The organism is Streptomyces profundus, from assembly GCF_020740535.1.
Taxonomy (GTDB): Bacteria; Actinomycetota; Actinomycetes; order Streptomycetales; family Streptomycetaceae; genus Streptomyces; species Streptomyces profundus.
Genome location: NZ_CP082362.1, coordinates 6,640,379 through 6,663,581, shown reverse-complemented (window position 1 = coordinate 6,663,581; position 23,203 = coordinate 6,640,379). Strand labels below are relative to the sequence as shown.

Here is a 23,203-nt window from a genome sequence, read left to right as displayed (position 1 = left end):
GCTGGCCGAACGCGGCGTCCCAGCCTCCGGGCCCCGCTCCTCGGGCGCACCTGGCGTTGACCGACATCCACGGCAGAGGGCTGATCCACCCGGGAACTCAAGCCGTCCACCATCCTGATCCCCCTGGCTGCCGCGGCACTAGCGTTGCTCCCGGGGCGTGGCCACCAGGCGGGTGGCCACCGCGACGCCGGCCGCCACCGCCGTGTCGAGGTCGGCGCCGGTGGCCAGCGCCGCCGCCAGGTGTCCGGCGAACGCGTCGCCGGCGCCCGAGGTGTCCACGGCCTCGACCCGCTCCGGCACCGGGATGTGCCGGGCGTTGCCGCCCGTCGCGACCCAGGCGCCGCCCGGTCCCGTGGTGACCACCACGGAGCGGGCCCGCCGCGCCAGCAGCGCCGCGAGCCGCCCGGGGTCGGGGTCGGCGCCGGCCAGCGCGGTGGCCTCGCCGAGGTTCACCAGCAGCGGGTCGGCCAGCGCCAACACCTCCTCCGGCACCGGGCGCACCGGGCTGGGGTTGATCAGCAGCCGCGCGCCGGAGCGGCGGCACCAGAGCGCGGCGGCCCGCACCGCCTCCTCGGGGATCTCGAACTGGGTCAGCACCACAGCGGGCCCGAGCCGCGTCAACGCGGCTTCCACCGCCTCGGCGGTGAGCGCGGCGTTGGCGAGCGGCGCCACCACGATGACGTTGTCCTGCTCGAAGAGGGTGATCAGAGCCCTGCCGGTGCGCTCGGCCGCGTCACGCACCTCGCTCACGTCGACCCCCCGGGACCGGGCGTGCGCGCGGATCCGCGCGCCCTCGGGGTCGGCGCCGACGGACGCGACCAGCGCCGTCGGCGCCGTGCGGGCGGCGGCGACGGCCTGGTTCACGCCCTTGCCGCCGACCTCCTCCTCGTACCGGGTGGCCAGGACCGTCTCGCCGGGCGTGGGGGCGGTGCGGACGCCCGCGATCAGATCGAGGTTCGCCGAGCCGACCACGGCGACGGCGGTGCGGCCCGTCCCCTCCACGGGCCGCACGTCGTCCGGCCGACGGCCGACCGCCCCGGCGGGCGCGTCAGTCACCGGCGACCCATGACGCCAGCGCCCGCCACAGCGGCACGTAGCCCGACCACTCCATGAACGGCGGCGGGGCCCAGTGCGGCGACATGTCCGAGGTGAACACGCCGGTGCGGCCCTCGCCCGCGGTGCCGACGGCGACCAGCGGATCGTCCTGGACCCGCGCCAGCACCTGCGCGCCCGCGCGGTCGCGGGTGCGGTTGTAGCCCAGCAGCGACGGCCATTCGGAGCCGACGCCGCCCAGCGCGTGGTGGTCGGGGGCCTCCACCAGGACCGGCGCGCCCTCGGGGTGCTCCGCCCTGTCGTCCGTCTCCAGCACCTCCACCGGGAGGATGTCGCCCAGCGGGCTGTTGGCGTAGTTCGCCTTGGCGTCTATGCCGGAGAACGAGAGGTAGCCGCCGACCATCAGCAGCCCGCCGCCGCCGAGCACATAGTCGCGGATCCGCGCCAGCTTGTTCGGCTCGCGCTCGCTGCGGCCGAAGACCGCCCGGCTGAGCAGGAAGGTATTGGCGCCCACGTCGCTGATCACGACGAGGTCGTAGGCGGCCAACTCCGCCGCCGAGGACGGGAAGTGGGTCTCGATGGTGTGCGCGGGAAGGTGCGTGACCTGCCAGCCGTCGCCCTCCAGCGCGGCGCGGAACTCCTGGCCGCCCTCCACGTACTCCGTGGTGGTGAAGGAGTCGAACCCCTTCTGGTGGATCATGTGAGTCGTCCAGGACTCGCCGAGCAGTAGTGCCTTCTTCATGGTGTCGCCTCGTTCCTGGCCTCAGCCGATGGTGCCGCTGGGGTGTTCCTGGAGGAACTGCCAGTCGTGTTCGGGGATGATGATGTCGGCCTCGTCGTGCAGTCGGTCGTAGCCGGCCATCAGCTCCGGCAGGTCCCAGAAGGAGCCCATCGGCCAGTTCAGTTCGAGGTTCCGGTAGTTGTACATGACGTCGCTGGTCAGACAGACGACGCCGACGTCGGTGGTCACCATCACGACCATGCAGCCGGGGGTGTGTCCACCGATCTTGACCAGCCGCACCGCGGGGTCCAGCTGGTGGTCACCGTCGATGACCTCAAGCCGGTCGCGGACGGCGTCGACCTTGTAGGCGTACTCGGGGTAGTAGAACATGCAGAAGTGCGGCGGGTGCTGGGCCTGCGGCAGCTCGTCCCGCTGCACCACGAAGCGCGCGTTGGGGAAGAGCTCGTTGTTGCCGACGTGGTCGAAGTGCAGGTGCGTCAGCACCACGACGTCCACGTCCTCGGGCCGCACCCCGTGCCGGGCCAGCCCGGCCACCAGGTCCTGCTCCTCGGTGCGCGAGGCGACGAAGTCCACGCCGTAGCGGCTCTGCATCGCCGACACCTCGTCGATGTCGCCGAGCCCGGTGTCGATCAGGATCGTCTCCTCGGTGCCCTCGATGAGCCACACCGGGACGGGCACCATGACGCCCGAGTGCACCGAACCGTCCTTGCGGACGATGTCGTCGCGGAAGCCGAACGGCAGTCGCCGCTCGTGCGGGACATCGGGGTGCGCCCCCGAGTTGAGCAGGGAGACCGGCAGGGAGCTCTCCAGTTCGCCGGTGACGATGTGATGGATCCTCACGCCCATCGTGTGCTGTCCTTCCGTACGGCCGGCGGTTCTCCCGGGGCCGGGGTGGCCACCGGGAGAGCCCGCTCGGCGGGTCAGTAGTCGGTCTGGTCCGCGCCGTAGGCGTCGACGTAGGCCTGCCACACCTGGGGCATCAGGAAGTTGCTGTCGGCCTCGACCTCGGCCGGGATGGAGTCGGTCTCCACCAGGTAGGCGTTGTCGCTGTCCCAGGTGTCGCGCCAGTAGGAGACGCCCTCCTCGTCGAGGATCATCTCCTGGGCCGCGGTGGCGTTCGGCGCGTACAGCTCGATGTTCTGCCACTGCTCCTCGAAGCCCTCGACGGTGAGCCCGGCGGCGGTCTCCGCGTTGAGCCGGTCCGTGATGGTCTCGCCGCACGCCGCCGTCTCGGCGTCGCAGTAGCGGACGATGCGGTGCATCACGTCGATGAACGCCAGCAGGGCGTCCTCCTCCTCCGTCACGAACGACCTGGTGGTGACAGCGCCGTTGATCGGCGGGGCGGCCAGGTCGGGGCCGGCGAGGCCGATCTCCATCCCCTGCTCCAGCGCGGTGCCGCGCTGCGGCACCCCGCCGAGGTAGGCGTCGCCGGTGCCGGAGAGGAAGGCGGCGAGTCCGCCGTCGGGGTCCATGTCGACGAAGTCGACGTCGCTGTCGTCCATCCCGACGGAGGTCAGCGCATCGGTTATCTGCTTGCCCATGTCGGTGGAGAGGGTGGTCACGATGGTCTTGCCGGCCAGCGACTCGATCATGGCGGTGCGGGCCTCGTCGCGGTCGCCGAACTGCTCCTCCAGCGCGTCGACCGTCTCCAGATCGCCGCCGGGGCGGATCATCAGCGCCGATCCCTCGGTGAACGGGTTCCAGCCGTAGGCGTAGACGACGTTCGGGTCGGCGTTGGCGACGGAGACCACGCCCGTGGTGTTGTTGACCGCAATGTCCACATCGCCGGAGATCAGGGCGGGCATCGCCGCGTTCCAGGCCAGGGAGCGCAGCTCCACCTTCAGGCCGGCCTCCTCGAACCAGCCCATCTCCTGTCCGATGATCGGAAGGTAGGTGTCCTGGAACGGGGAGATCCCCACGTCGATCGTCGTCAGGCCGTCCTCGGCTGTGTCGTCGTCGGACGAGCCACAGCCGGCGAGGGCCACCACCAGTGCCAGGGCGGGAGCCGCCACGGCGATGCTTTTCTTACGCATGATGTTCCTTGGGTCTATGGGCTGCGCTCCTGCGCGCGGTGCGGTTGGTCTTCGGCCGGGTCGAGGGGTTCGGCGGTCAGCGGTTGGCCGACCAGCGGGTGACGTAGGCGCTGATCCGGGAGATCAGCAGGTCGAGCGCGACCGCGAGGATCGCGATCACGATCGTGCCGAGCAGCACGACCGAGGTGTTGAGGGTGCGGCTCGCGCTCATGATGAGGCGGCCGATCCCCTCGTCGGCGCCCTGGAACTCGGCCGCCACGATCACCGCGAAGGCGAGCGCGCTGCCGATCCGGAAGCCGGAGAGGATCTCCGGCACGATCGCCGGCAGGACCACCGTCCGGTACACCTGGTTGCGGCTGGCGCCGAGGGAACGCGCCGCCTGCACATAGACGGGTGACACGTTGCCACAGGCCACGGTCGTGTTGACGACCATCACCATGAAGCAGGCCAGCGCGCCGAGGAAGATCTTGCCGCTGTCGCCGATGCCGAACCAGAGGATGACGAACGGGATCAGCGCGACCGGCGGCACCGGCCTGACCGCCTCGATGATCGGGTTGAGCACGTGGAAGATCCAGCGTGCCCTGGCCATCAGCAGCCCGACGCCCACGCCGAGGGCGGAGCCGCCGACCCAGGAGACCACGACCCGCCAGAGCGTGGCCGTCGCGTCGTCCCAGAGCTGGCCCCTGAGCGTGGTCACCGCGTCCCAGAGGGAGCCGGGGCTGGGGAAGTAGAGCTGGTCGATCGTCCCCGTGCCGGTGGTGAGCACCCACCACAGGACCAGGAGCGCGATCACCACCCCGAGGCTGATCAGCCGGCCGTACTCGCGGGGACGCCGTTCGCGGCCCGAGAGTTCGGCGACGGGGGCGGTGGGCCCGGTGGGAGCGGGCGGGCCGATGTCCACGGAGGACGCCTGGCCGGACGGGTCATGCCGCGTCATCGTGAACCTCCCGGAGGGTATGGGCGATCTCGTTGCGGAGCGACTGGAACTCGGAGCCGGCCCGGAGCTCCAGATCGCGGTCGGCGCCGAAGGGGACATCGACGACGCTGTGCACACGGGCGGGCCTGGGCGTCATCACGACGACGCGGTCGCCGAGGAAGAGCGCCTCCTCGATGTCGTGGGTGACGAAGACGATCGTCTTGGGCTCGGCCCGCACCACGCCCTGGAGGGCGAGCCACATCGCCTCCTTGGTGAAGAGGTCGAGCGCGCCGAACGGCTCGTCCAGGAGCAGCACCCGGGGCCCGCTGGCGTAGGCGCGGGCCAGGTCGACGCGCTTGCGCATCCCGCCGGACAGCTCCTTCGGATACGCCGAACGGAAGTCGGCGAGGCCGACGAGCTCCAGGTAGCGCTCGGTGCGGGCGGCCCGCTCGGCCCGGCCCATGCCCTGCACCCGCATCCCGTAGCCGACGTTCTCGGCCACGGTCAGCCAGGGGAAGACCGCGTCGGCCTGGAACACCACGGCCCGGTCGGCGCCAGGGCCCGAGACCGGCCGCGAACCGACGGAGATGGTGCCGGCGGTCGGCTCCAGGAACCCGGCGACCAGGTTCAGCAGCGTCGTCTTGCCGCAGCCACTGGGGCCGACGATGCAGATGATCTCGTTCTCGGCGATGGCGAGGTTGGTCTCGTTCAGCGCGACGGTGCGCTTGCGAGCCGTCGTGAACACCTTCGAGACACGATCGATGGAGATGTCAGCCACGGTTGTCCGCCTTTCCTTGTGCCGTGGGAGGGGCCGCTGTCGACCGCCGCGCGGTGAGGGAGACCGGCAGGACGTGCCGGTCGGGCCGTGCCGCCGGCTCCTCCTCCAGCGCCGCGATGAGCGCGGTGGTCGCGCGGCGCCCGAGTTCGTCCACGTCCTGACGGACCGTGGTCAGCCGGGGGTGCGCGTACCGCCCCGCCGGGATGTCGTCGAAGCCGATGACCGACACCTGTCCCGGCACCTCGATGCCCGCCCGCTGGAGCGCGCCGATCGCGCCGAGGGCCATCAGGTCGTTGACGGCGAACACCGCCGTGATTCCCTCGCCGCGCAGGGCCTCGACATGGGGACCGATCGCCTCGCGCCCGCCCTCCTCCGTGAAGGCCCCGGCGGCGACCAGCGGCGCCTCGGCGCCGCTGGCGGCCCAGCTGTCCTGGAACCCCCGCACCCGCAGATCACTGCTCACCAGACCGCCCTCGGCGGCGATCACCAGCGCCCGGCGGTGTCCCAGGCCGAGGAGGTGCTCGGCCGCCAACCGCCCGCCGTCGAGGTTGTCGGAGACGAAGGACGGGGCGTTCGCGCCGGGGACCTCCTCGTCGACGAGCACCAGCGGCAGGTCGCCGAGGAGCGCGCCGAGTTGGGAGTTGGTCGGGGGCGCGCCAGCGGCGTAGACCAGGCCGTCCACCGCCCGCGAGCGGATCATGGCCAGGTAGTCGACCTCGCGTGCGTGGTCGAACCCCGTGGTGCAGAGGATGACGTTGTACCCGTGGCGGATGGCGGTGGCCTCCACCCCGTGGGTGAGGTCGGCGAAGAAGCTGTTGCGGATGTCGGGAACGATCAGCCCCAGCACGCGGGTCCTGCCGATGGCGAGGTTCTGCGCGGAGCGGCTGGGCACATACCCCAGCTCCCGCATGGCGGCCTCCACCCGTGCGCGCACCCGGTCGCTCACCTTGCGCTTGCCGCTGAGCGCGTGCGAGACCGTGGTCGGGCTCACGCCCGCCCGCTCGGCGACGTCGGCTATCGAGACCATGAGACGCGGGTTCTCCTTGCTCGTGAAGAACGCTCGTGAACGACACGACGCGTAACGCAAAGCGCTTTGGCAAAGCGCTTTGGCCACACCATAGACCTCACCCGTCCCGCTTCCAAGAGGCGAAACCCGCTCGTTACCGAATGATTCGTTCCGGCCCGGTGGGACCGTCCTGCGGGGTCGGGCGCGGATCGGCCGGTGGCGGGACGGGCGGTGGGCGGGGTGGGGGCACGCCCCGCGTAGCCTCGTCCTGTGCCAGCCTCCCGCCAGCATCGCGTCGCCGTCCTTGTGCTTGAGGGTGCGAAGCCGCTCGATGTCGGAATTCCCGCGCAGGTCTTCACGACCCGCGCGAGCATGCCGTACGAGGTGCGGGTCTGCGGGGCGGCACCCGGTCTCGTGACCGGCGGCGACGGCCTCGCGTACCACGTCGACCACGGCCTCGACACGCTCCTGTGGGCCGACATCGTCTTCGTCCCCGGCTACCGGTTCCCGGACCGCGACGACCCGCCGGGGACCGTCGTCGACGCGCTGATCGCCGCACACGACCGGGGCGCCCGGCTCGCCGCCATCTCGACGGGCGCCTTCGCCCTCGCCGCCACCGGCCTGCTCGACGGCAGGCGGGCCACGACGCACTGGCACTACACCCGGGCGCTCAAGGCCATGCACCCGCTCGTCCAGGTCGACGAGAACGTGCTGTTCGTCGACGAGGGCCAGGTGCTCACCTCGGCCGGCGCCGCCTCCGGCATCGACCTGTGCCTGCACATCCTGCGCGGCGACCTCGGAGTGGCCGCGTCCAACCACGCGGCCAGGCGTCTCGTCGCCGCCCCCTACCGCAGCGGCGGCCAGGCCCAGTACGTGCCGCGCGGCGTCCCCGAGCCACTCGGCGAGCGGTTCGCCGCCACCCGCGAGTGGGCGCTGCACCGGCTGGGCGAGCCCCTCACCCTCGACCTCCTGGCGCGGCAGGCCGAGGTCTCGCCGCGCACGTTCTCCCGGCGCTTCGTCGAGGAGACCGGCTACACCCCGATGCAGTGGGTGATGCGCGCCCGCGTCGACCTGGCCCGCGAGCTGCTGGAGCGCTCGCAGCGCGGCGTCGAACAGATCGCGGCCGACGTCGGACTCGGCACCGGCGCGAACCTGCGCCTGCACTTCCAACGCATCCTCGGCACCACACCGAGCGAGTACCGGAGCACCTTCGCCCGGGGCGAGTGACCCAGCCGGCGGGCCCTGGCGAGATCCTTGTGAACCCTGGCGATCCCGCCACTGTCCGTGGCGCCGGCCGAGGGCGACCCTGGTGGCGAAGGGAAGGGACCCCACTCTTGGCTTCCTCCCCCTCGTGAACGAGGGGGATTCCTACGGCTCGCGCCGTGGGGTTTTCTGCTTCGTCGCCGACTGCCCGCCCGGAGTTCTCCGTTGAGGTCTTACACCAGCTCCACAGACAGACACCGTCAGCCCGACGGCCAGCAGGTTGCGCGCCGCGTTCACGTCCCGGTCATGGGTCGCCCCGTAACCGCCGCACGTCCAGACCCGGACGTGCAGCGGCATCCCACTCCGCACGGCGCCACAGGTCGAACACAGCTTGGAGGAGGGGAAGAAACGATCGACCGCGATCACTTCCCGCCCATACCAAGCCGCCTTGTATTCCAGCGTGCTCCGGAACTCCGACCACCCCGCGTCCGAGATGGCGCGGGCCAGAGAATGGTTTCGCACCATGTTCCGCACCGCGAGGTCCTCGATCACGAGCGTTTGGTGTTCACGCACGAGTCGAGTGGTCAGCTGGTGCAGGTGATCACGCCTGCGGTCAGCGATCCGGGCATATACCTTGGCGACCTTCCGGCGGGCCTTGGCACGGTTGGCCCCCTCGCCCCTGGCCTTACGGGCCAGCCGCCGCTGAGCCTTGGCCAGACGGGCACGATCCGCACGCTCGTGCCTCGGGTTGGTGATCTTCTCCCCCGTGGAGAGCGTCAGCAGGTGGTCGAGCCCGACATCGATACCGACGGCCGTATCGACAGCCGGGAGCCGCTGAATGGTCGGGTCCTCGACCAGCAGCGACACGTACCAGCGTCCGGCCGCGTCCTGCGAGACGGTCACCGTGGACGGCGACGCCCCCTCGGGCAGCGGACGCGACCACACGATGCCCAACGGCTCCGCCATCTTCGCCAAGGTCAACCCGCCATCCCTGAAGCGGAACGCGGACCTGGTGTACTCCGCCGAGCTCCGCGATCGCTTCCGCGACTTGAAACGCGGGTACTTGGCCCGTTTGTCGAAGAAGTTGGTGAACGCTCCCTGGAGGTGCCGAAGCGCCTGCTGGAGCGGGACCGACGACACCTGATTGAGGTAGGCGAACTCCTCGGTCCTCTTCCAGGCCGTCAGCATCGCCGAGGTCTGGCCGTAGCTCACCCGCTCCCGCCGCGCCCACGCTTCCGTACGCGCGGCAAGGGCCAGGTTGTAGACCTTCCGCACGCACCCGAAGGTGCGCGACAGCTCCGCCGCCTGCGCATCCGTCGGATAGAAGCGGTACTTCAACGCCCGCTTCACCTGGGTGGCCTTCACCGTTCACATGATACTGGAGCAATTCGCCACCAACTGCCGGTAGTTGCTGGTAGACGCCGGTCCGCCCTGACGGCGAACCGGCTTCCCCTGCCCTGCTCCGCAGGAGCTTCGTTTCCACCCCCGGCTGAAGCCGGGGATATCCACAAAGGAGTCCCGATGACTCGCATCGCCATCAACGGATTCGGCCGCATCGGCCGCAATGTGCTGCGCGCCCTGCTGGAGCGCGACAGCGCCCTGGAGATCGTCGCCGTCAACGACCTGACGGAGCCAGCCGCTCTCGCGCGGCTGCTCGCCTACGACAGCACGGCCGGCCGTCTCGGGCGCCCGGTGACCGTCGAGGGGAACACCCTCGTCGTCGACGGCCGCCGGATCGCGGTGACGGCCGAGCGCGAACCGGCGCGGCTGCCGTGGGCCGGACTCGGCGTCGACATCGTGCTGGAGGCCACCGGCCGCTTCACCTCGGCCGAGGCGGCCCGCGCCCACCTCGCGGCGGGCGCGCGGAAGGTGCTCGTCAGCGCACCGTCGAACGGCGCCGACGTCACGCTCGCGTTCGGGGTGAACGACGACGCCTACGACCCGGCCGCGCACACGATCGTCTCGAACGCCTCCTGCACCACCAACGCGCTCGCCCCGCTGGCCGCCGTCCTCGACGAACTCGCCGGTATCGAGCACGGGTTCATGACGACGGTGCACGCCTACACCCAGGAGCAGAACCTCCAGGACGGTCCGCACCGCGACGCCCGTCGCGCCCGGGCCGCCGGCGTCAACATCGTGCCGACCACGACCGGCGCCGCCAAGGCGATCGGCCTGGTGCTGCCGAACCTCGACGGCAAGCTGTCCGGCGACTCGATCCGGGTGCCGGTGCCGGTGGGCTCGATCGTCGAACTCAACACGACCGTCGCCCGTGACGTGACGCGGGACGACGTGCTGGCGGCGTACCGCGCCGCGGCGGAGGGGCCGCTCGCCGGCGTCCTCGAATACTCGGAGGACCCGCTCGTGTCGTCCGACATCACGGGCAACCCCGCCTCGTCGATCTTCGACTCGGCCCTCACCAGGGTCGACGGCCGCCACGTCAAGGTGGCCGCGTGGTACGACAACGAGTGGGGCTTCTCGAACCGCGTGATCGACACCCTGGAGCTCCTCGCCAGCCGCTGACCACCGGCCGCCGGCGCGGTCGGGGGCGGGCCGGCTGTCCCCCGGTGGAGTCAGCGACCGCCCTGCGCGAGCTGTCCGACCCCGTCCGCCATCGCGTCGAGAATGCCGCGCAGGGCGTTGTCGATATGGGCTGCCATCAGCTCGGCGGCGCGCTCCTCGTCGCCGTCGGCGACCGCTCCGCAGACCCTCGCGTGTTCCTCGGCACCGCGCGTGAGCCGGTCCGGGGAACGGCGGGCGATCCGACGCAGTCTGCGGAGCTGCGCGCGGAGGGAGAGCGCGGCATGGGTCAGATAGGGGTTTCCGGCGACGCGGTCGATGTGCTCGTCCAACCGCGCGGTGAGTTCGTAGTAGTCGTCCAGACGCGCCGGGTCGGTGCCGGCGGCGAGCGCCGCGTGCTGGTGCCCGAAGTCCCGCGCCAGATCGGCGAAGAGCTCCCGGCGGGGGGATCTGGCGCACAGCCGCACCGCGTAGGTCTCCAGCGCCTCGCGGAGTTGGAAGAGATGCCGGACGTCCTCCAGGGCGATCTCCGTGACGAACGCCCCGCGACCGGGCACCACCTTCACCAGGTTGTCCCCGACCAGGCGCTGGAGAGCCTCGCGCAACGGGGTGCGCGAGACGCCGAACTGCTCGGCGAGCCGAAGCTCGCTCAGATGGGTGCCGGGAGGCAGTTTCCAGTCGACGATCTCCTCGCGCAGTCGTTCATAGGCGCGTGTGCTGTGTTTCATGGTTTCCCTGTGAGTACGTCCGTCTCACGGACTCGGCGCCCCGTGGGTGTCCCGCCGGCTCGGGAGCGGGTGGCGCGCTTCTTCGCGAGCGCCCTCTGGACAGAGCTGTATACCCGCTGTATACAGGATACGCCGTGCTGTCGACACCCCTTCGGCGGCCCGGTCCTCCGCCTGTGCACCGGCAACTCAACGCCTTGAGGAGTACCGCCACATGCGCCCCAACTCCCTCCTCCGCCGGACGATCGAGAGCGAAGACCTCCCCCCTGCCCCGGGGGGACTTGACGGTTCGACCGCACGACCGGTGGCGGAGAGCGGCGCCCGCGTCCAGCGCGGCGTCCGGGCCAAGGAGCCCGTGGCCAGCGGAGCTTGAACCCCCAGGTCAGCACGCCGGCGCACCGATCCGGCCGCGCGCACCCGTACGGATCACACTCTCACGGGGGGACAAGCGATGCTCTTACCCGGCCTGGATGCCTCCGCCGCGAACAACCACCGGTTCACCGCCTTCGGATTGAGTCGACTCCGCCGCTCGAAACTGTTCCAGCGGCTCCCCGAGGAACGGCGCTTCGACATCGAAGTGGTGTCCCAGGTCCTGCCGTTCCGGGTGAACGACTTCGTGTTACGTGAACTGATCGACTGGGACGCTCCGTTGGATGACCCGGTCTTCCGGCTCACGTTCCCCCATCGCGACATGCTCACGCCGCCGGCCTACGAGGCCATGGCCGCGCTGCTCCGGTCGGGAGCCGGGCGCCGCGAGGTGGAGGGGCTGGCCCGCTCGCTGCGGGCTGGGCTCAACCCGCATCCGGCCGGGCAGGGGACGCTCAACGTGCCCGAGCTGAACGGCGTGGCCGTCCCCGGCGTCCAGCACAAGTACGCCAACACCGTGCTGTTCTTTCCCTCGGCCGGGCAGACCTGCCACGCGTACTGCACCTTCTGCTTCCGATGGCCGCAGTTCGTGGGTGCCGAGGACCGCTTCTCGGCGAAGGACGCCACCGGGCTCGCCGCGTATCTCAAGGCCCACCCCGAGGTGACGGACCTGCTGGTCACGGGCGGCGACCCCATGGTCATGCGCACGCACCGGCTCGCCTCCTACCTGCTTCCGCTGCTGGAGGACCCGGGTCTCGCGCACATCCAGACCGTGCGGATCGGCACCAAGTCCCTGACCTACTGGCCGCACCGCTACCTCCACGACGACGACGCCGGGGAGGTCCTCGCGCTGTTCCGGCGGATCGTCGCCGGCGGGCGGCATCTGTCGGTGATGGCGCACGTCAACCACTGGCGTGAGATGGAGTCGCCGCTCTTCGCCGAGGCGGTGCACCGCGTCCGCGAGACGGGGGCCGTCATCCGCACCCAGGCCCCGCTGTTGGCCCACATCAACGACGACCCGGCGGTCTGGGCGACGCTGTGGGAACGGCAGGTCGCGCTGGGGATGATCCCGTACTACATGTTCGTCGAGCGCGACACGGGCGCCGACCACTACTTCCAGGTGCCGCTGGAACGTGCCTGGCGCGTCCACGCGGACGCCGTCCGCCGGGTCGGCGGCCTGGGGCGCACCGCCAGGGGCCCGAGCATGAGCTGCGGGCCGGGGAAGGTCGAGGTCCAGGGGGTCGCCGAGGTGCTGGGGGAGCGTGTCTTCGTCCTGCGGTTCCTCCAGGCACGGCGGGCCAGTTGGACCGGCCAGCCGTTCTTCGCCGCCCACGACCCGCGGGCGACCTGGTTCGACCAGCTCAGGCCGGCGTTCGGTCGGTCGCGTTTCTTCTTCTCCGACGAGTACGACGAGATGACGCGCCGGGCGGCTCCGCCTCCCGGGGCCGGAGGGTGACATGCACGAGTCGGCACAGAGCTCGGCGGGAGTGCCGCTCTCCCGCGCCCAACGCCTGCTGTGGAACCTCGGGCGACTGCCGGGCGGCGGCACCGCCTACAACATCCATGTCGCCTACGCACTGCGCGGCCCGCTCGACGCCGAGCGGCTCACCCGGGCCGTCGAGCGCGTCTACCGGGAGAATCCCGCCCTCCACACCCGCTTTGTCGACGGCGCCGACGGGCCGCTCCAGGTGTCGGCCCCCGACCCGTACTGGAGCGTCGACCGGCGGATGACCACCGCGTCCGAGCTGCCCGGGTGTTATCTGCGGGAGGCGGCCAGGGAGTTCGACCTGATGGGCGGTCAGGTCTTCGTCGCCCGGCTGCACCGGGTCGACGAGGACCACCACGTGCTGGAGTTCAACGTGCCGCATCTGCTGGCGGACGGCTGGTCGATGGGGTTGATCTGGGACGCGGTACGCGCCTACTACCTGGACGAGGACCATCCCGAGTTCGACGTCCGCCACGCGGTGGACTGGGAGAGCGACGCCGACACCGACGCCTGGTCGGCCCGCCTCGCCGGGACCGAACTGCCGCCCCTCCCGTTACGGCTGCGTGGCGGCGGCCCACCCGATCGCCGATCGGTCCTGGAGAGCGAGCTGTCGACCGGGACCGCCGCAGCGGTGCGGGAAGCCTCAGGGGAGGGGGGATTCACCCCCTTCACCGTGCTGCTCACCGCCTACGCGATCGCGCTCAGCCGCTTCACCGGGCGTTCGGAGATCACCGTCAGCACGCCGTACGCCAACCGCCGGAAGCCCGAACTACAGCGTGCCATCGGCTACTTCGTCAGCATGCTGCCGCTGTCCCTCCGAGTCGACGAGGAGCAGTCCCTCACCCGACTCGCCACGGAGGTCTTCGAGGAGACCCGGTGGGCCATGGCTCATCCGGATCTCGACATGGACCGTCTGCTGCGCGGACTCGACCAGGACAGCGGGAGGGCGCACAACCCGCTGCAACACTTCGTCCTGGCCTGGCAGCACGGCATCAGCGGAAGCGGCCTGGGCGCCGTCCGGGTCGACCGCGTACCCCAGCCACCCGCCCAGGTGAAGTTCCCGCTCGCCCTGCTGGTCAACCCGCGGGGGGAGACGTTCGCGCTCCAGTGGGAGTTCGACTCCGAGCTGATCGCTCCCTACGCGGTCGAGGCCCTGGACCGCGAGTTCCGGCAGCTGCTCGACCGACTCGCCGTCTCGCCCGGCTCCCCGGTGGGTGCGGTGGCGCCGAGCGTCGACCGGCCCGAGGCCGCGGAGCGGTCCGCTCCCGCCACCGGTGCTGTCGCGAGCGCCCCGGGCAGCGACCTGCTGAGCCGCTGGGCGGACATCGCCGCCGCGCACGGGAGCCGCACCGCGCTGGTTCGGGGCGCGCGCCGCCTGGACTACCGCGAGGTGGACGAGCGGTCGGACGCGGTGGCCGCCGCGCTCCAGGAACAGGCCGTCGCGGCCGGCGAGTTCGTGGGCCTCGCGGTGCGGGACGGCATCGACCGCGCCGTGGCGGCCCTGGGCATCCTCAAGGCGGGTGCCGCCTATGTGCCGCTCAGCCGGGAGTGGCCCGCCGCGCGCCTGGCGCGGGCATGCGCGGAGCTGGGGGTGCGGACCGCGGTCACCGACACTGGACCGGCCCCCGCCCCCGATGTCACGTCCGTGCCGTGCGCGGCGCCGCCGGGCCGCCGTCCGACACCGGTCGGCCGGACCCCCGACAGCGCGGCGTATGTGAACTTCACCTCCGGCACCACGGGTGAGCCCAAGGCGATCGTCTGCACCGACCGTGGCGTCGTGCGGCTGGTCACCGGCCAGGAGTTCGCCCCCCTGGACGAGGAGTCGGTGATGCTTCAGGCCGCGCCGCCCGACTTCGACGCCTACACCCTGGAGCTCTGGGGCCCGCTGTTGAACGGCGGCACGTCCGTCTCTCCCGAGGGCGGGGGGCCGCTGACCGCCGCTCGGCTGCGCGCGGCGGTGGACGAGGGGGGCGTCACCACCGCATGGCTGACGTCGGCGCTCTTCAACACCCTCGCCGACCTGGACGTGAGCTGCTTCGCCGGGCTGCGCACACTGCTGGTGGGCGGGGACACCGTCTCGCCCCAGCATGTCGCGAGGGTCTACCGGAACCACCGGGACGTCCAGCTCGTCAACGGCTACGGCCCGACGGAGAACACCACGTTCACGTCCTGCTTCCCCATCCCCAGGACCTGGCCGTCCGACCGGCCCGTGCCGATCGGTCAGCCCCTGCGCGGGGGCGACGTCCAGGTGTGGGACGAACGCAGACGGCCGCTCCCACCGGGGTTCGTCGGCGAGCTGGTGGCCACGGGGGCGGGAGTGGCACGCGGGTACCACGGGGACCGGTCCAACGCCAGGTTCACCAACGTGCACCAGGACGGCGGCTGGGTTCGCGCCTACCGCACCGGCGACCTGGGCTACGCCGACCCGGACGGCTGCCTGCACTATCTGGGGCGGCGCGACAGCCAGGTGAAGGTCAACGGGCGCAGGCTCGACCTGGCCGGCCTCGAACACGTGCTGAGGGCCCACCCCCGCGTCCACGACGCGGCGGCACTCGTCAGCGCGGGCGAACAGGGCCAGACGCTGGTGGTCGCGGTCACCGGCGACGTCGTGGGGAGCGCCGACCTCACCGGCTGGCTCAGCGAGCGCGTCCCGTCCTACCAGCTGCCCGACCGTCTGGTGTCGGTGGAACGTCTCCCGCTGACCACCAACGGCAAGCTGGACCGGGGGGAGCTGGTCCGGCTGATGGCCGAGCCGCGCGAGGCCGGGGCCGGCAGGGAGCTGACGACGCACGAGCGGGCACTGGCCGACATCTGGTCGACGCTGCTGGGGGTGCCGGTCCTCTCCCCCGACGCCCACTTCTTCCAGCTCGGCGGGAACTCCCTGCTGTCGATGTCCGTGCAGACGATGGTCGAACAGCGCACCGGCGCCCATCTGCCGGTGACCACCGTGCTGGCCAGGCCGGTGCTCTCACAGCTCGCGTCCGCGCTGGCCGAGGCGGAAGCCGCCGTGCGCCTGGAGCCGGGAGGCGAGGACGCCGGAGAGCTGCCCCTCAGCGGGGAGCAGCGGCGGCTCTGGTTCCTGCACCGGCTCGCCCCCTCCGCCGCCTACAACATCCCGCTCGTCTTCGAGGTGCCGTCGGCGCTTTCGGGCGAGCGGTTGGAGGGCGCCCTGCGGGAGCTGGTCCGGCGCCACCGGGCGCTGCGCTCGGTGGTGGCGGAGCGCGACGGCGAGCCGTCGGCGCGGACGCTGGACGCCGCCGACTGGCGGCTGCGGCGGAGCGAGGAGCCCGACACCGCGCGGCTGGTGACCCGGGAGGCCGGACATGTCTTCGCGCTGGACCGGGAGTTCCCGCTGCGCGCCCTGCTGACGCGGCGCCAGGACGGTTCGCGGCAGCTGGTGCTGACGTTCCATCACATCGCCTTCGACGGGCATTCGCTCGGCCCCTTTCTGGCCGAGCTGGCGACGCTCTGCGAGGGGCGCCGACCGCCGCCGCCGGCCTACGGCTTCGCCGATGTCGTGCGCCGCCAGAGCACTCCCGAGTACGCCCGGGAGGTCGCCGCGGCCCTCGACCACTTCACCGAGCGGCTCGCCGGCGCGCCGCTCGCCACGGCGCTGCCGGGAGCGGGCGAAGGGGCCGGCTCGGGTGCCGTCCGGGTGCGGCTGGCGCCGCGCGGGACCGCGCGCGTCGCCGAACTCGCCCGGGCGCACGGGGTGAGCGAGTTCGCCTTCTGGCTCGGCTGCGTCGCGGTCGTGCTGGCCCGGCTGAGCGGGGAGGACGACCAGGTCATCGCCACTCCGGTGGCCAACCGGCAGCGCGGCGAGTTCCAGTCGGTCGTGGGTCTGCTCGCCAACACCGTGCCACTGCGGGTGCGGGTGCCCGAACAGCGGTCGTTCGGCGAGCTGTTGCGCGAGGTGTTCGACGCTCTCGCCACGGATCTCGCCCACCAGTCCTGTCCGCTGGACGAGTTGGCGGCCCGGCTGGGCGTCGCCCCCGGGCGGGGGCGCCCGCCTCTGAGCCAGGTGCTGTTCAGCGCGACCAGCTATGCCGGGGGCGGGGCGGAGGTGGGCCCGTGGGCGCCCCGCCCGGTGACGCCGGGCGACGCCAAGTACCCGCTGTCCATCGGCGTCTCCCGGGTGGACGGCGAGGACCAACTCGTCCTGGAGTACGACCGGGAGTGCTACGGCGAGGGGCAGATCACCTCGCTGGCCACGGCGTTGCGGCGGGCCGCTGAGCACTTCCTCGACGAACCCCACCGCCCGGTGGGCGAGTTGGCGCTCGCCCGGATCACGCCTTCCGCCGGGAGAGCGGGAGCGGCGGACGCCGGGGCGTTCGTTCCCATCACCGAGCACATCGCCCACCAGGTCGAACGTCGACCGGAGGCCACGGCGGTGCACGGCCCGTCCCCGGCGTCCACCGGCCTCGACTACGCGTCGGTCTGGCGGCGCGCCGGGGTACACGGGGCGGCGCTGGCCGCGCGCGGCGTGGGCCGGGGCAGCCGCGTCGCGGTCCTGATGCGGCGCACCGAGGACCTTCCGGTGGCCCTCCTCGGGGTGCTCCTGACCGGTGCGGCCTATGTGCCGCTCGACCCGGCGTACCCGACGGCGCGGCTCGCCTTCGTGCTGGCGGACTCGGCGCCCGACGCGCTGCTCACCGATCTGCCGGACGTGCCCGCCGAGTTGGCGGCACTGGCGCCGGTGGTGCCGGTCGCTGAGCTGACGCGGGAGCGCCACGACCCGGGCTGGCGGCGGGTCGTGCCGGCGGCCGACGACCCCGCCTACGTCATCTACACGTCCGGGACGACCGGCCGGCCCAAGGGCGTGGTGGTCAGGCACGAGGGGCTGCACTGGCTGCGGCACTGGGCCGAGGCGACCTACGACGCCGCGGACCTGCGGCAGGTGCTCGCCGGCACCTCCGTCTGCTTCGACCTGTCGGTCTTCGAGATCTTCGTGACCTGGTCGCTGGGCGGTGGGCTGCGTCTCGCGGGGAACGCGCTCGATCTGGTGTCGGGGAGCGAGGGGGTCACCCTGGTCAACACCGTCCCCTCGGTGTGGGAGGAGGTGCTCGGACTCACCACGCCGCCCAGCACGCTGCGCGTGCTCAACCTGGCCGGGGAGCCGCTGCGGCGCGCCCTGGTGGAGCGCACGGTGGCGGCGGCCGGCGCGTTGCGGCTGTTCAACCTGTACGGCCCCACGGAGGACACCACCTACTCCACCGCCGCCGAGGTGCCGCCGACCGGAACCGGCCCGGTCCCGATCGGACGCCCCCTCCCGGGGACGACGGCGTATGTGCTGGACGCGGCCGGTCGGCCGGTCCCCGACGGCTTCCCCGGCGAACTCCACCTCGGCGGGCGCACGTTGGCCGCCGAGTACCTCAACAGGCCGGACCTCACCGCGGAGCGCTTCGTCCCCGACCCCTTCGGCGGCGGCTCGATGTACCGCACGGGCGACCGGGTGCGCGTCGAGCCCGACGGTTCGCTGGTCCATCTGGGACGGCTCGACGACCAGTGCAAGATCAGGGGCTTCCGCGTCGAGCCAGGTGAGGTCGAGCGGGTCCTCCACGAGCACCCCGACGTCGCCGAGGTCCATGTGACGGCCAGGGAGCCCGGCACGCCACGGGCGCGGCTGGTCGCGTTCCTGGCCGGAGGCGGGCCCGCCCCTGAGGCGGCCGGGCTGGCGGCCTGGGCGGCCGGGCGGCTGCCGGCGCACATGGTCCCTTCCTCCTTCGTGGTGCTCGAGGGGCTGCCCCGCACCCCGTCGGGCAAGGTGGACCGGGCCGCGCTCGCCAGCCACCGGGGCGCCGACGCGCCAGCGGGTGAGGTGGTCGCGCCCGTCGGGCCGCTGGAGTCCTGGCTGGTCGACTGGTTCGCGGCGCTGCCCGGCGCCGACCGGGTCGGCGCGACCACGCACTTCACCGCCGCCGGCGGCGACACACCGGCCGCCGAGGCGCTGGCGGAGGCGGTGCTGCGGGCGCACGGGGTCACGCTCGCCCTGCGGGACGTGCTCGACCACCCCACCCCGCGCGCACTGGCCGCCCTGGTGCGCGGGCGCCTCGACGTGGAGTCCGGGCCCGGGAGTGGCACCCTGCTGATCTGACGCCCCGTCAACACCGCCCGGGCTGACCAACCCTCGGAGAAGAGGCACACGGATGCACGACCACCGCGAGTCCACCGTCGATCGCTGTCTGCTCTACCTGGACACCCGGGAGCTGCCCAACGAACGCGAGGCCGAGCTGCGGGCCGCCCTGGACCAGGGCTACCGTCTGGCGGTCGCCACCCCCAACCCCGCCGCCTATCGCGGCTACCCGCTCACCCACCTCGTCGAGGCCCCGGTCGGCGACTACGACAAGGCGGAGGAGGTGATCGTCGACTATCTGGACCGTCACTCCGTCACCGTGCGGGGGATCGTCGCGTGGAAGGACCGCGAGGTCGAGCTGGCCGCCCGCCTCGGCGTCCGGCTCGGGCTCCCGACGACCGATCCGGGGGCGGCCGTGAACGTCAGGGACAAGGTCCGCACCCGACGGCTGCTGGACGGCGTGGCGGGCGCCAACCCGCGCTACCGGGTGGTGCGGAGCGAGGCGGACCTGGCCGAGGCGGTGGCCGGCGTGGGAACCCCCTGTCTGCTCAAGCCCGCGGGGAACTCGGGGAGCCGGGGCATCCGCCGCGTCACCGACCCCGCCGAAGCGGTCGCCGAGTACCGCGAGTTCGTCGCGCACAACGCCGCCCAGGCCGGGGAGATGTTCCACTACTACGCGGACGCGGTCCTCGTGGAGCAGGAGCTGACCGGCAGCGAGCACTCGGTCGCCGGCGTCGTCAGCGACGGCCGGGTGATCACGCTGGCCGTCGCCGACAAGCTGTTCGACCGGTCGCTGCCGCTCCAGTACCAGAACACCGTGCCCTCGCGGCTGCCGGAGGCCGTGCTGCGCGAGATGCTCGACCTCACCCGCCGCGCCGTCACCGCCACGGGGATCGACCACTGCGGCTTCCATGTCGACGTCATGGCCACCGGGGACGGCGTGCGCGTCCTTGAGGTCGGCGGGCGTCTCGGCGGGGAGCTGATCAACTCCCATCTGGTGCCGCTGGCCCAGCCGGGGCTCAACCCGTACCGGGTGCTGCTCGACGTGGTGCAGGGCCACTGCCCGCTGGACCGGGACGACTACACCGGGCTCTTCGCCGGGTCCGCCGCCTCCCGGGTGGTGATGCCGCCCGGCTTCGGCGTGCTGGACCGCATCGAGGGGATCCAGGACGTGCGGCGCGACCCGCGCTGCCGGGGCTTCATGCAACTCCACGGCCCCGGCCAGGAGATGGTGCCCCCTCGGGTCCGCTTCAAGGGCTACGAGATCGGCTATCTCCTCGCCCAGTGCGGCCCTGACGAGGACATCGACGCCACGGTGGCCGAGCTGCTGGACCGCCTCACGATCACCGTGACCCCGGTGGAGGAGACCCCACGGAGGGAGAGCGCTCATGCCGTCGGATGACCGGCTGGTCCTCGATCTGCTGACCAGGCTGCACGAGAGCGCGGTCACCGTGCGGGCGGAGGGAGGAGATCTGCGGCTCGACGGCGCGGTGGCGACGCTGCCCGACGAGACGGTGGGGCTGTTGCGGGCGCACAAGGCCGCCGTTCTCCAACTCCTCTCGCGGGTCAGCAGCCGCATGGCGCGCCCCGGGGAACCGGTGGCCATCGGCCCGCTCTCCACGGCCCAACGGGCCGCCCTCGCGGCCGAGTCCGAGCCGAAGGCGGCCCGGGCGGTCCTGCGGCAGAGCGTGCGCACCACGGACGAGGTGGACGAGGGGGCGCTGCGCGCCGCGTTCGCGCGGCTGCTCGACCGCCACGAGTTGCTGCGGGCCGTGGTCGTGGCGGACGGCGCAGGCCCTCGGCTGGTCGCCGCCGCGCCCGTCCCCACCGCGACGCCACGTCGCGGCCCCGTCGATCTGTCCGAGGGGCCCGTGTGCACGCTCCATGTCCACGCGGAGGAGAACGGCACCCGGATCGAGCTGGCGGCCCACCCCCTGGTCGCCGACGAGCGGACGCTCGCGCTCGCCCTCGACGAGCTGGCGTGCCTGTACCGGGGCGCGGACGAGGTGCCCGAGCCCGTCCCGTACGCCGAGTTCTCCGTGGCGCAGGAGCGCTACCTCGCCCATCCGGCGGTCGCGGCCCGCCGCCGCCTGATACCGGCCGCCCCGGACGCGCTGCGGGTTCCGGCGCGCGCGACCGCCCGCCACACCGCCCCGGCGCCGAGCGCCGATGTGGTCGCGGTCGCCGCCGAGTTGAGGTGCACGGTCCCGATCCTGCGGCTGGGCGCCTTTCTCCTGGCGGTGCGCCGGCGGTGGCCGGGGCGGGCCGTCGCCATCCAGCAGCCGAACCGGTCCGGTGGCCCGTTCGCCGGGGTGTTGGGCCCCGTGGCCACCACCGCGCTGCTGACGCCGCCGGCCGCGACGACCGTCCGGGCGTTCCTCGTGGCGGTGCGCGACCGGGTGTTGGACGCCCACGAGCGCCAGGACCTGCCCGCCGACATCCCGGCCGGTTCGCTACCCGGGCTCCACTTCACCGAGCGCTCCGGGCCCACCCGTCGGGCGGCCTTCGGCGGCACGCTGCTTCCCGTCGAGGGCGTACCGCCCTGCGGCGATCTGACGCTCTGTCATATCGACGGCGTGGGGCTGGTCGTCGATCACGACGACACTCCGGAGCACGCCGCGACGGCCAGGACGGTCGCCGCCGTCCACCGGTTCCTGCTCGACCACCTGGACCGCTGTCTCGACCTGGCGCCCGACGAGCTGCCCGCCGGCCCCGAGGAGGCGGACCGCCTGGGGCGGGTGTGGGCGGGGGAAGCGGCCGAGGTGGACGCGCTGCGGGAGATTCTCGCCGGCGTCCTCGGCCGGCCCGACGTGGGGCCGCGGGACAACTTCTTCGAACTGGGCGGAACCTCGCTGTCGGTGGCCAAGGTCGTCTCACGCGTCCAGCGACGGTTCGGCACCGCCCCGAGCTTCGCCGACGTCCTGGCGCACCCTTCGCCGGCCGCGCTGGCCCGGGTGCTGCGGACGACGGGCGCACGCGACAAGCCGGCCCTGGCGCCGCTCCCGCCGCTGACGGAGCTGCCCGCCTCGCCCCAGCAGGTCCGCTACTTCCTGACGTACGACATCGACCCCGCCCGCTCGGGGCGCGTCACCGTGCTGACGGAGGAGTGGGAGAGCGCCGAGGCGTTCCGCACCGCCGTGGAGACGGTGGTGGCGCGGCACGAGTCGCTGCGCACCGGGTTCTTCACCGATGCCTCCGGGGACCTGTGGCAACGGGTGCTGCCGGCGGCGGCACCCGAGATCGTCGAGGTGCCGCTCGACGCCGAGAGCGACGCCGAGCAGCGTGCGGAGCTGGACGCCTCGATGCGGACCCACACCTTCGACCTGACGGCTCCCCCGCTGCTGAGGGTGCTGCTCCACCGCAGGCCCGACGGCGGAGCGCTGGCGGCGGTCGGCGTGTTCAGCGGCGTCCTGGACGCCTACTCGCAGGGCACGCTCGCCGCCGAACTCGCCCTGGCCTACGACGCGGCGCGGCGCGGCGCCGAGCCGCCGACCCCGCCCGCCCTCCAGTACCAGGACTTCTGCCGCTGGCAGCACGAGCTGGCCCGGGGAGCGGAGTTCGCGCGGGCCCGCGCCTTCTGGGCGGCGCGCTATCCCACGGACCACCGGGGCTTCCACCTGCCGGCGACGGCCGGGGAACGGGCGGGCGCGATGCGGATGTTCCTGCTCGGCGAGGAGCTGAGCGCCCGCGCGCGGGAGGCCGCCGCGCTCAGCGAGTCCAGCCTGTTCGGCTTCCTGCTCGCCAACTTCTTCGCTCGGGCGGCCGAGCTCCACGGCCGTGACGACGTGTCGGTCGGCGTGCTCTACCACGGCCGGGAGACGGAGGAACTCGCCGATCTCGTCGGGTACTTCGTCGACCTGTTCTGCCTGCGTTGCGACGTGGGGCGGCCCGGGGACTTCCCCGATCTCGTGCGGCGGGTCAACCAGGAGCTGTTCCAGGCGGTGGACGCCCGCGTCTACCAGTACCAGCACCTGGCGGAGCGCCTGGGCGCCTCCCCCACCGACGCCGTCTTCCCGGTGACGGGCTTCCATGTCAACAACGTGATCGTGCCAGGACGTACGGAACATGTCGGGGAGGGGTTCCGCGAGCGGGTGGTCGATCTGCCGTACCGGCCGAAGTTCGACTTCAACATCTATGTGCACGAGACCGAACGCGGAATCCTGATCCGGATGGCGTACGCGACGACGGTCGTCGACCACGAGCGGGCCGCCGCGTTCGCCGCCGACTTCGTCACCGGGGTCCGCCGCAGCGCGGACGCCGTCCTGGGGGGCGCCGCGTGACCGCGGACGCGCGCTCCTCGCCCCT

General features: G+C 72.5%; 15 protein-coding genes. 6 read left to right on the top strand and 9 right to left on the bottom strand.

Features of this window, described 5'->3' with window-relative positions; translation table 11 throughout:
* Nucleotides 1-138: 138 nt before the first annotated feature.
* The 7 genes from K4G22_RS27955 to K4G22_RS27925 form a co-directional block, all read right to left on the bottom strand.
* Entirely contained in the window at nt 139-1,056 is a 918-nt protein-coding gene (locus K4G22_RS27955) for a ribokinase (protein WP_228083244.1), read from the bottom strand.
* Nucleotides 1,049-1,795: a glutamine amidotransferase gene (locus tag K4G22_RS27950; RefSeq protein WP_228083243.1), complete on the bottom strand. Its 747-nt coding sequence runs from the start codon at nt 1,793-1,795 to the stop codon at nt 1,049-1,051. Before K4G22_RS27950 ends, K4G22_RS27955 begins: the two co-directional genes overlap by 8 nt.
* A 21-nt stretch (nt 1,796-1,816) precedes the next feature.
* Nucleotides 1,817-2,635: an N-acyl homoserine lactonase family protein gene (locus K4G22_RS27945; RefSeq protein WP_228083242.1), complete on the bottom strand. Its 819-nt coding sequence runs from the start codon at nt 2,633-2,635 to the stop codon at nt 1,817-1,819.
* Between the two features lie 80 nt (nt 2,636-2,715).
* On the bottom strand, nt 2,716-3,828 hold the full coding sequence (locus K4G22_RS27940) for an ABC transporter substrate-binding protein (RefSeq protein WP_228083241.1): 1,113 nt from the start codon (nt 3,826-3,828) through the stop codon (nt 2,716-2,718).
* Between the two features lie 76 nt (nt 3,829-3,904).
* Nucleotides 3,905-4,765, bottom strand: coding sequence for an ABC transporter permease (locus K4G22_RS27935; protein ID WP_228083240.1), 861 nt, complete (start codon nt 4,763-4,765; stop codon nt 3,905-3,907).
* Nucleotides 4,752-5,522, bottom strand: a complete 771-nt coding sequence (locus tag K4G22_RS27930) for an ABC transporter ATP-binding protein (protein WP_228083239.1) — start codon at nt 5,520-5,522, stop codon at nt 4,752-4,754. Before K4G22_RS27930 ends, K4G22_RS27935 begins: the two co-directional genes overlap by 14 nt.
* On the bottom strand, nt 5,515-6,549 hold the full coding sequence (locus tag K4G22_RS27925) for a LacI family DNA-binding transcriptional regulator (RefSeq protein ID WP_228083238.1): 1,035 nt from the start codon (nt 6,547-6,549) through the stop codon (nt 5,515-5,517). The genes K4G22_RS27930 and K4G22_RS27925 overlap by 8 nt, the downstream gene beginning before the upstream one ends.
* A gap of 249 nt (nt 6,550-6,798) precedes the next feature.
* Here K4G22_RS27925 and K4G22_RS27920 point away from each other — a divergent pair, with 249 nt between their 5' ends.
* Nucleotides 6,799-7,755, top strand: coding sequence for a GlxA family transcriptional regulator (locus tag K4G22_RS27920; protein WP_228083237.1), 957 nt, complete (start codon nt 6,799-6,801; stop codon nt 7,753-7,755).
* Nucleotides 7,756-7,896: 141 nt separating this feature from the next.
* Here K4G22_RS27920 and K4G22_RS27915 read toward each other — a convergent pair whose 3' ends face one another.
* On the bottom strand, nt 7,897-9,096 hold the full coding sequence (locus tag K4G22_RS27915) for an RNA-guided endonuclease InsQ/TnpB family protein (protein ID WP_228083236.1): 1,200 nt from the start codon (nt 9,094-9,096) through the stop codon (nt 7,897-7,899).
* 156 nt (nt 9,097-9,252) lie between these two features.
* On the opposite strand from K4G22_RS27915, the gene gap reads away from it, so the two are divergent.
* Nucleotides 9,253-10,251 (top strand): type I glyceraldehyde-3-phosphate dehydrogenase, encoded by a 999-nt coding sequence (gene gap, locus K4G22_RS27910; protein WP_228083235.1) that lies wholly within the window; start codon nt 9,253-9,255, stop codon nt 10,249-10,251.
* A 50-nt stretch (nt 10,252-10,301) separates the two neighbouring features.
* Here the strand turns inward: gap and K4G22_RS27905 are convergent, their stop codons facing one another.
* Nucleotides 10,302-10,976: a GntR family transcriptional regulator gene (locus K4G22_RS27905; protein WP_228083234.1), complete on the bottom strand. Its 675-nt coding sequence runs from the start codon at nt 10,974-10,976 to the stop codon at nt 10,302-10,304.
* Between the two features lie 448 nt (nt 10,977-11,424).
* Here K4G22_RS27905 and K4G22_RS27900 point away from each other — a divergent pair, with 448 nt between their 5' ends.
* Genes K4G22_RS27900 through K4G22_RS27885 form a run of 4 tightly spaced genes read left to right on the top strand, consistent with a single transcriptional unit; the run spans nt 11,425 to nt 23,178 of the window.
* Nucleotides 11,425-12,795: a KamA family radical SAM protein gene (locus K4G22_RS27900; RefSeq protein ID WP_228083233.1), complete on the top strand. Its 1,371-nt coding sequence runs from the start codon at nt 11,425-11,427 to the stop codon at nt 12,793-12,795.
* Between the two features lies 1 nt (nt 12,796).
* Nucleotides 12,797-18,919 carry a non-ribosomal peptide synthetase gene (locus tag K4G22_RS27895; RefSeq protein ID WP_228083232.1) on the top strand — a complete coding sequence of 2,041 codons (6,123 nt, stop codon included), beginning with the start codon at nt 12,797-12,799 and terminating at the stop codon, nt 18,917-18,919.
* A gap of 52 nt (nt 18,920-18,971) precedes the next feature.
* Nucleotides 18,972-20,300 (top strand): ATP-grasp domain-containing protein, encoded by a 1,329-nt coding sequence (locus tag K4G22_RS27890; RefSeq protein WP_228083231.1) that lies wholly within the window; start codon nt 18,972-18,974, stop codon nt 20,298-20,300.
* Nucleotides 20,287-23,178 carry a condensation domain-containing protein gene (locus K4G22_RS27885; protein WP_228083230.1) on the top strand — a complete coding sequence of 964 codons (2,892 nt, stop codon included), beginning with the start codon at nt 20,287-20,289 and terminating at the stop codon, nt 23,176-23,178. Before K4G22_RS27890 ends, K4G22_RS27885 begins: the two co-directional genes overlap by 14 nt.
* Nucleotides 23,179-23,203: the final 25 nt, after the last annotated feature.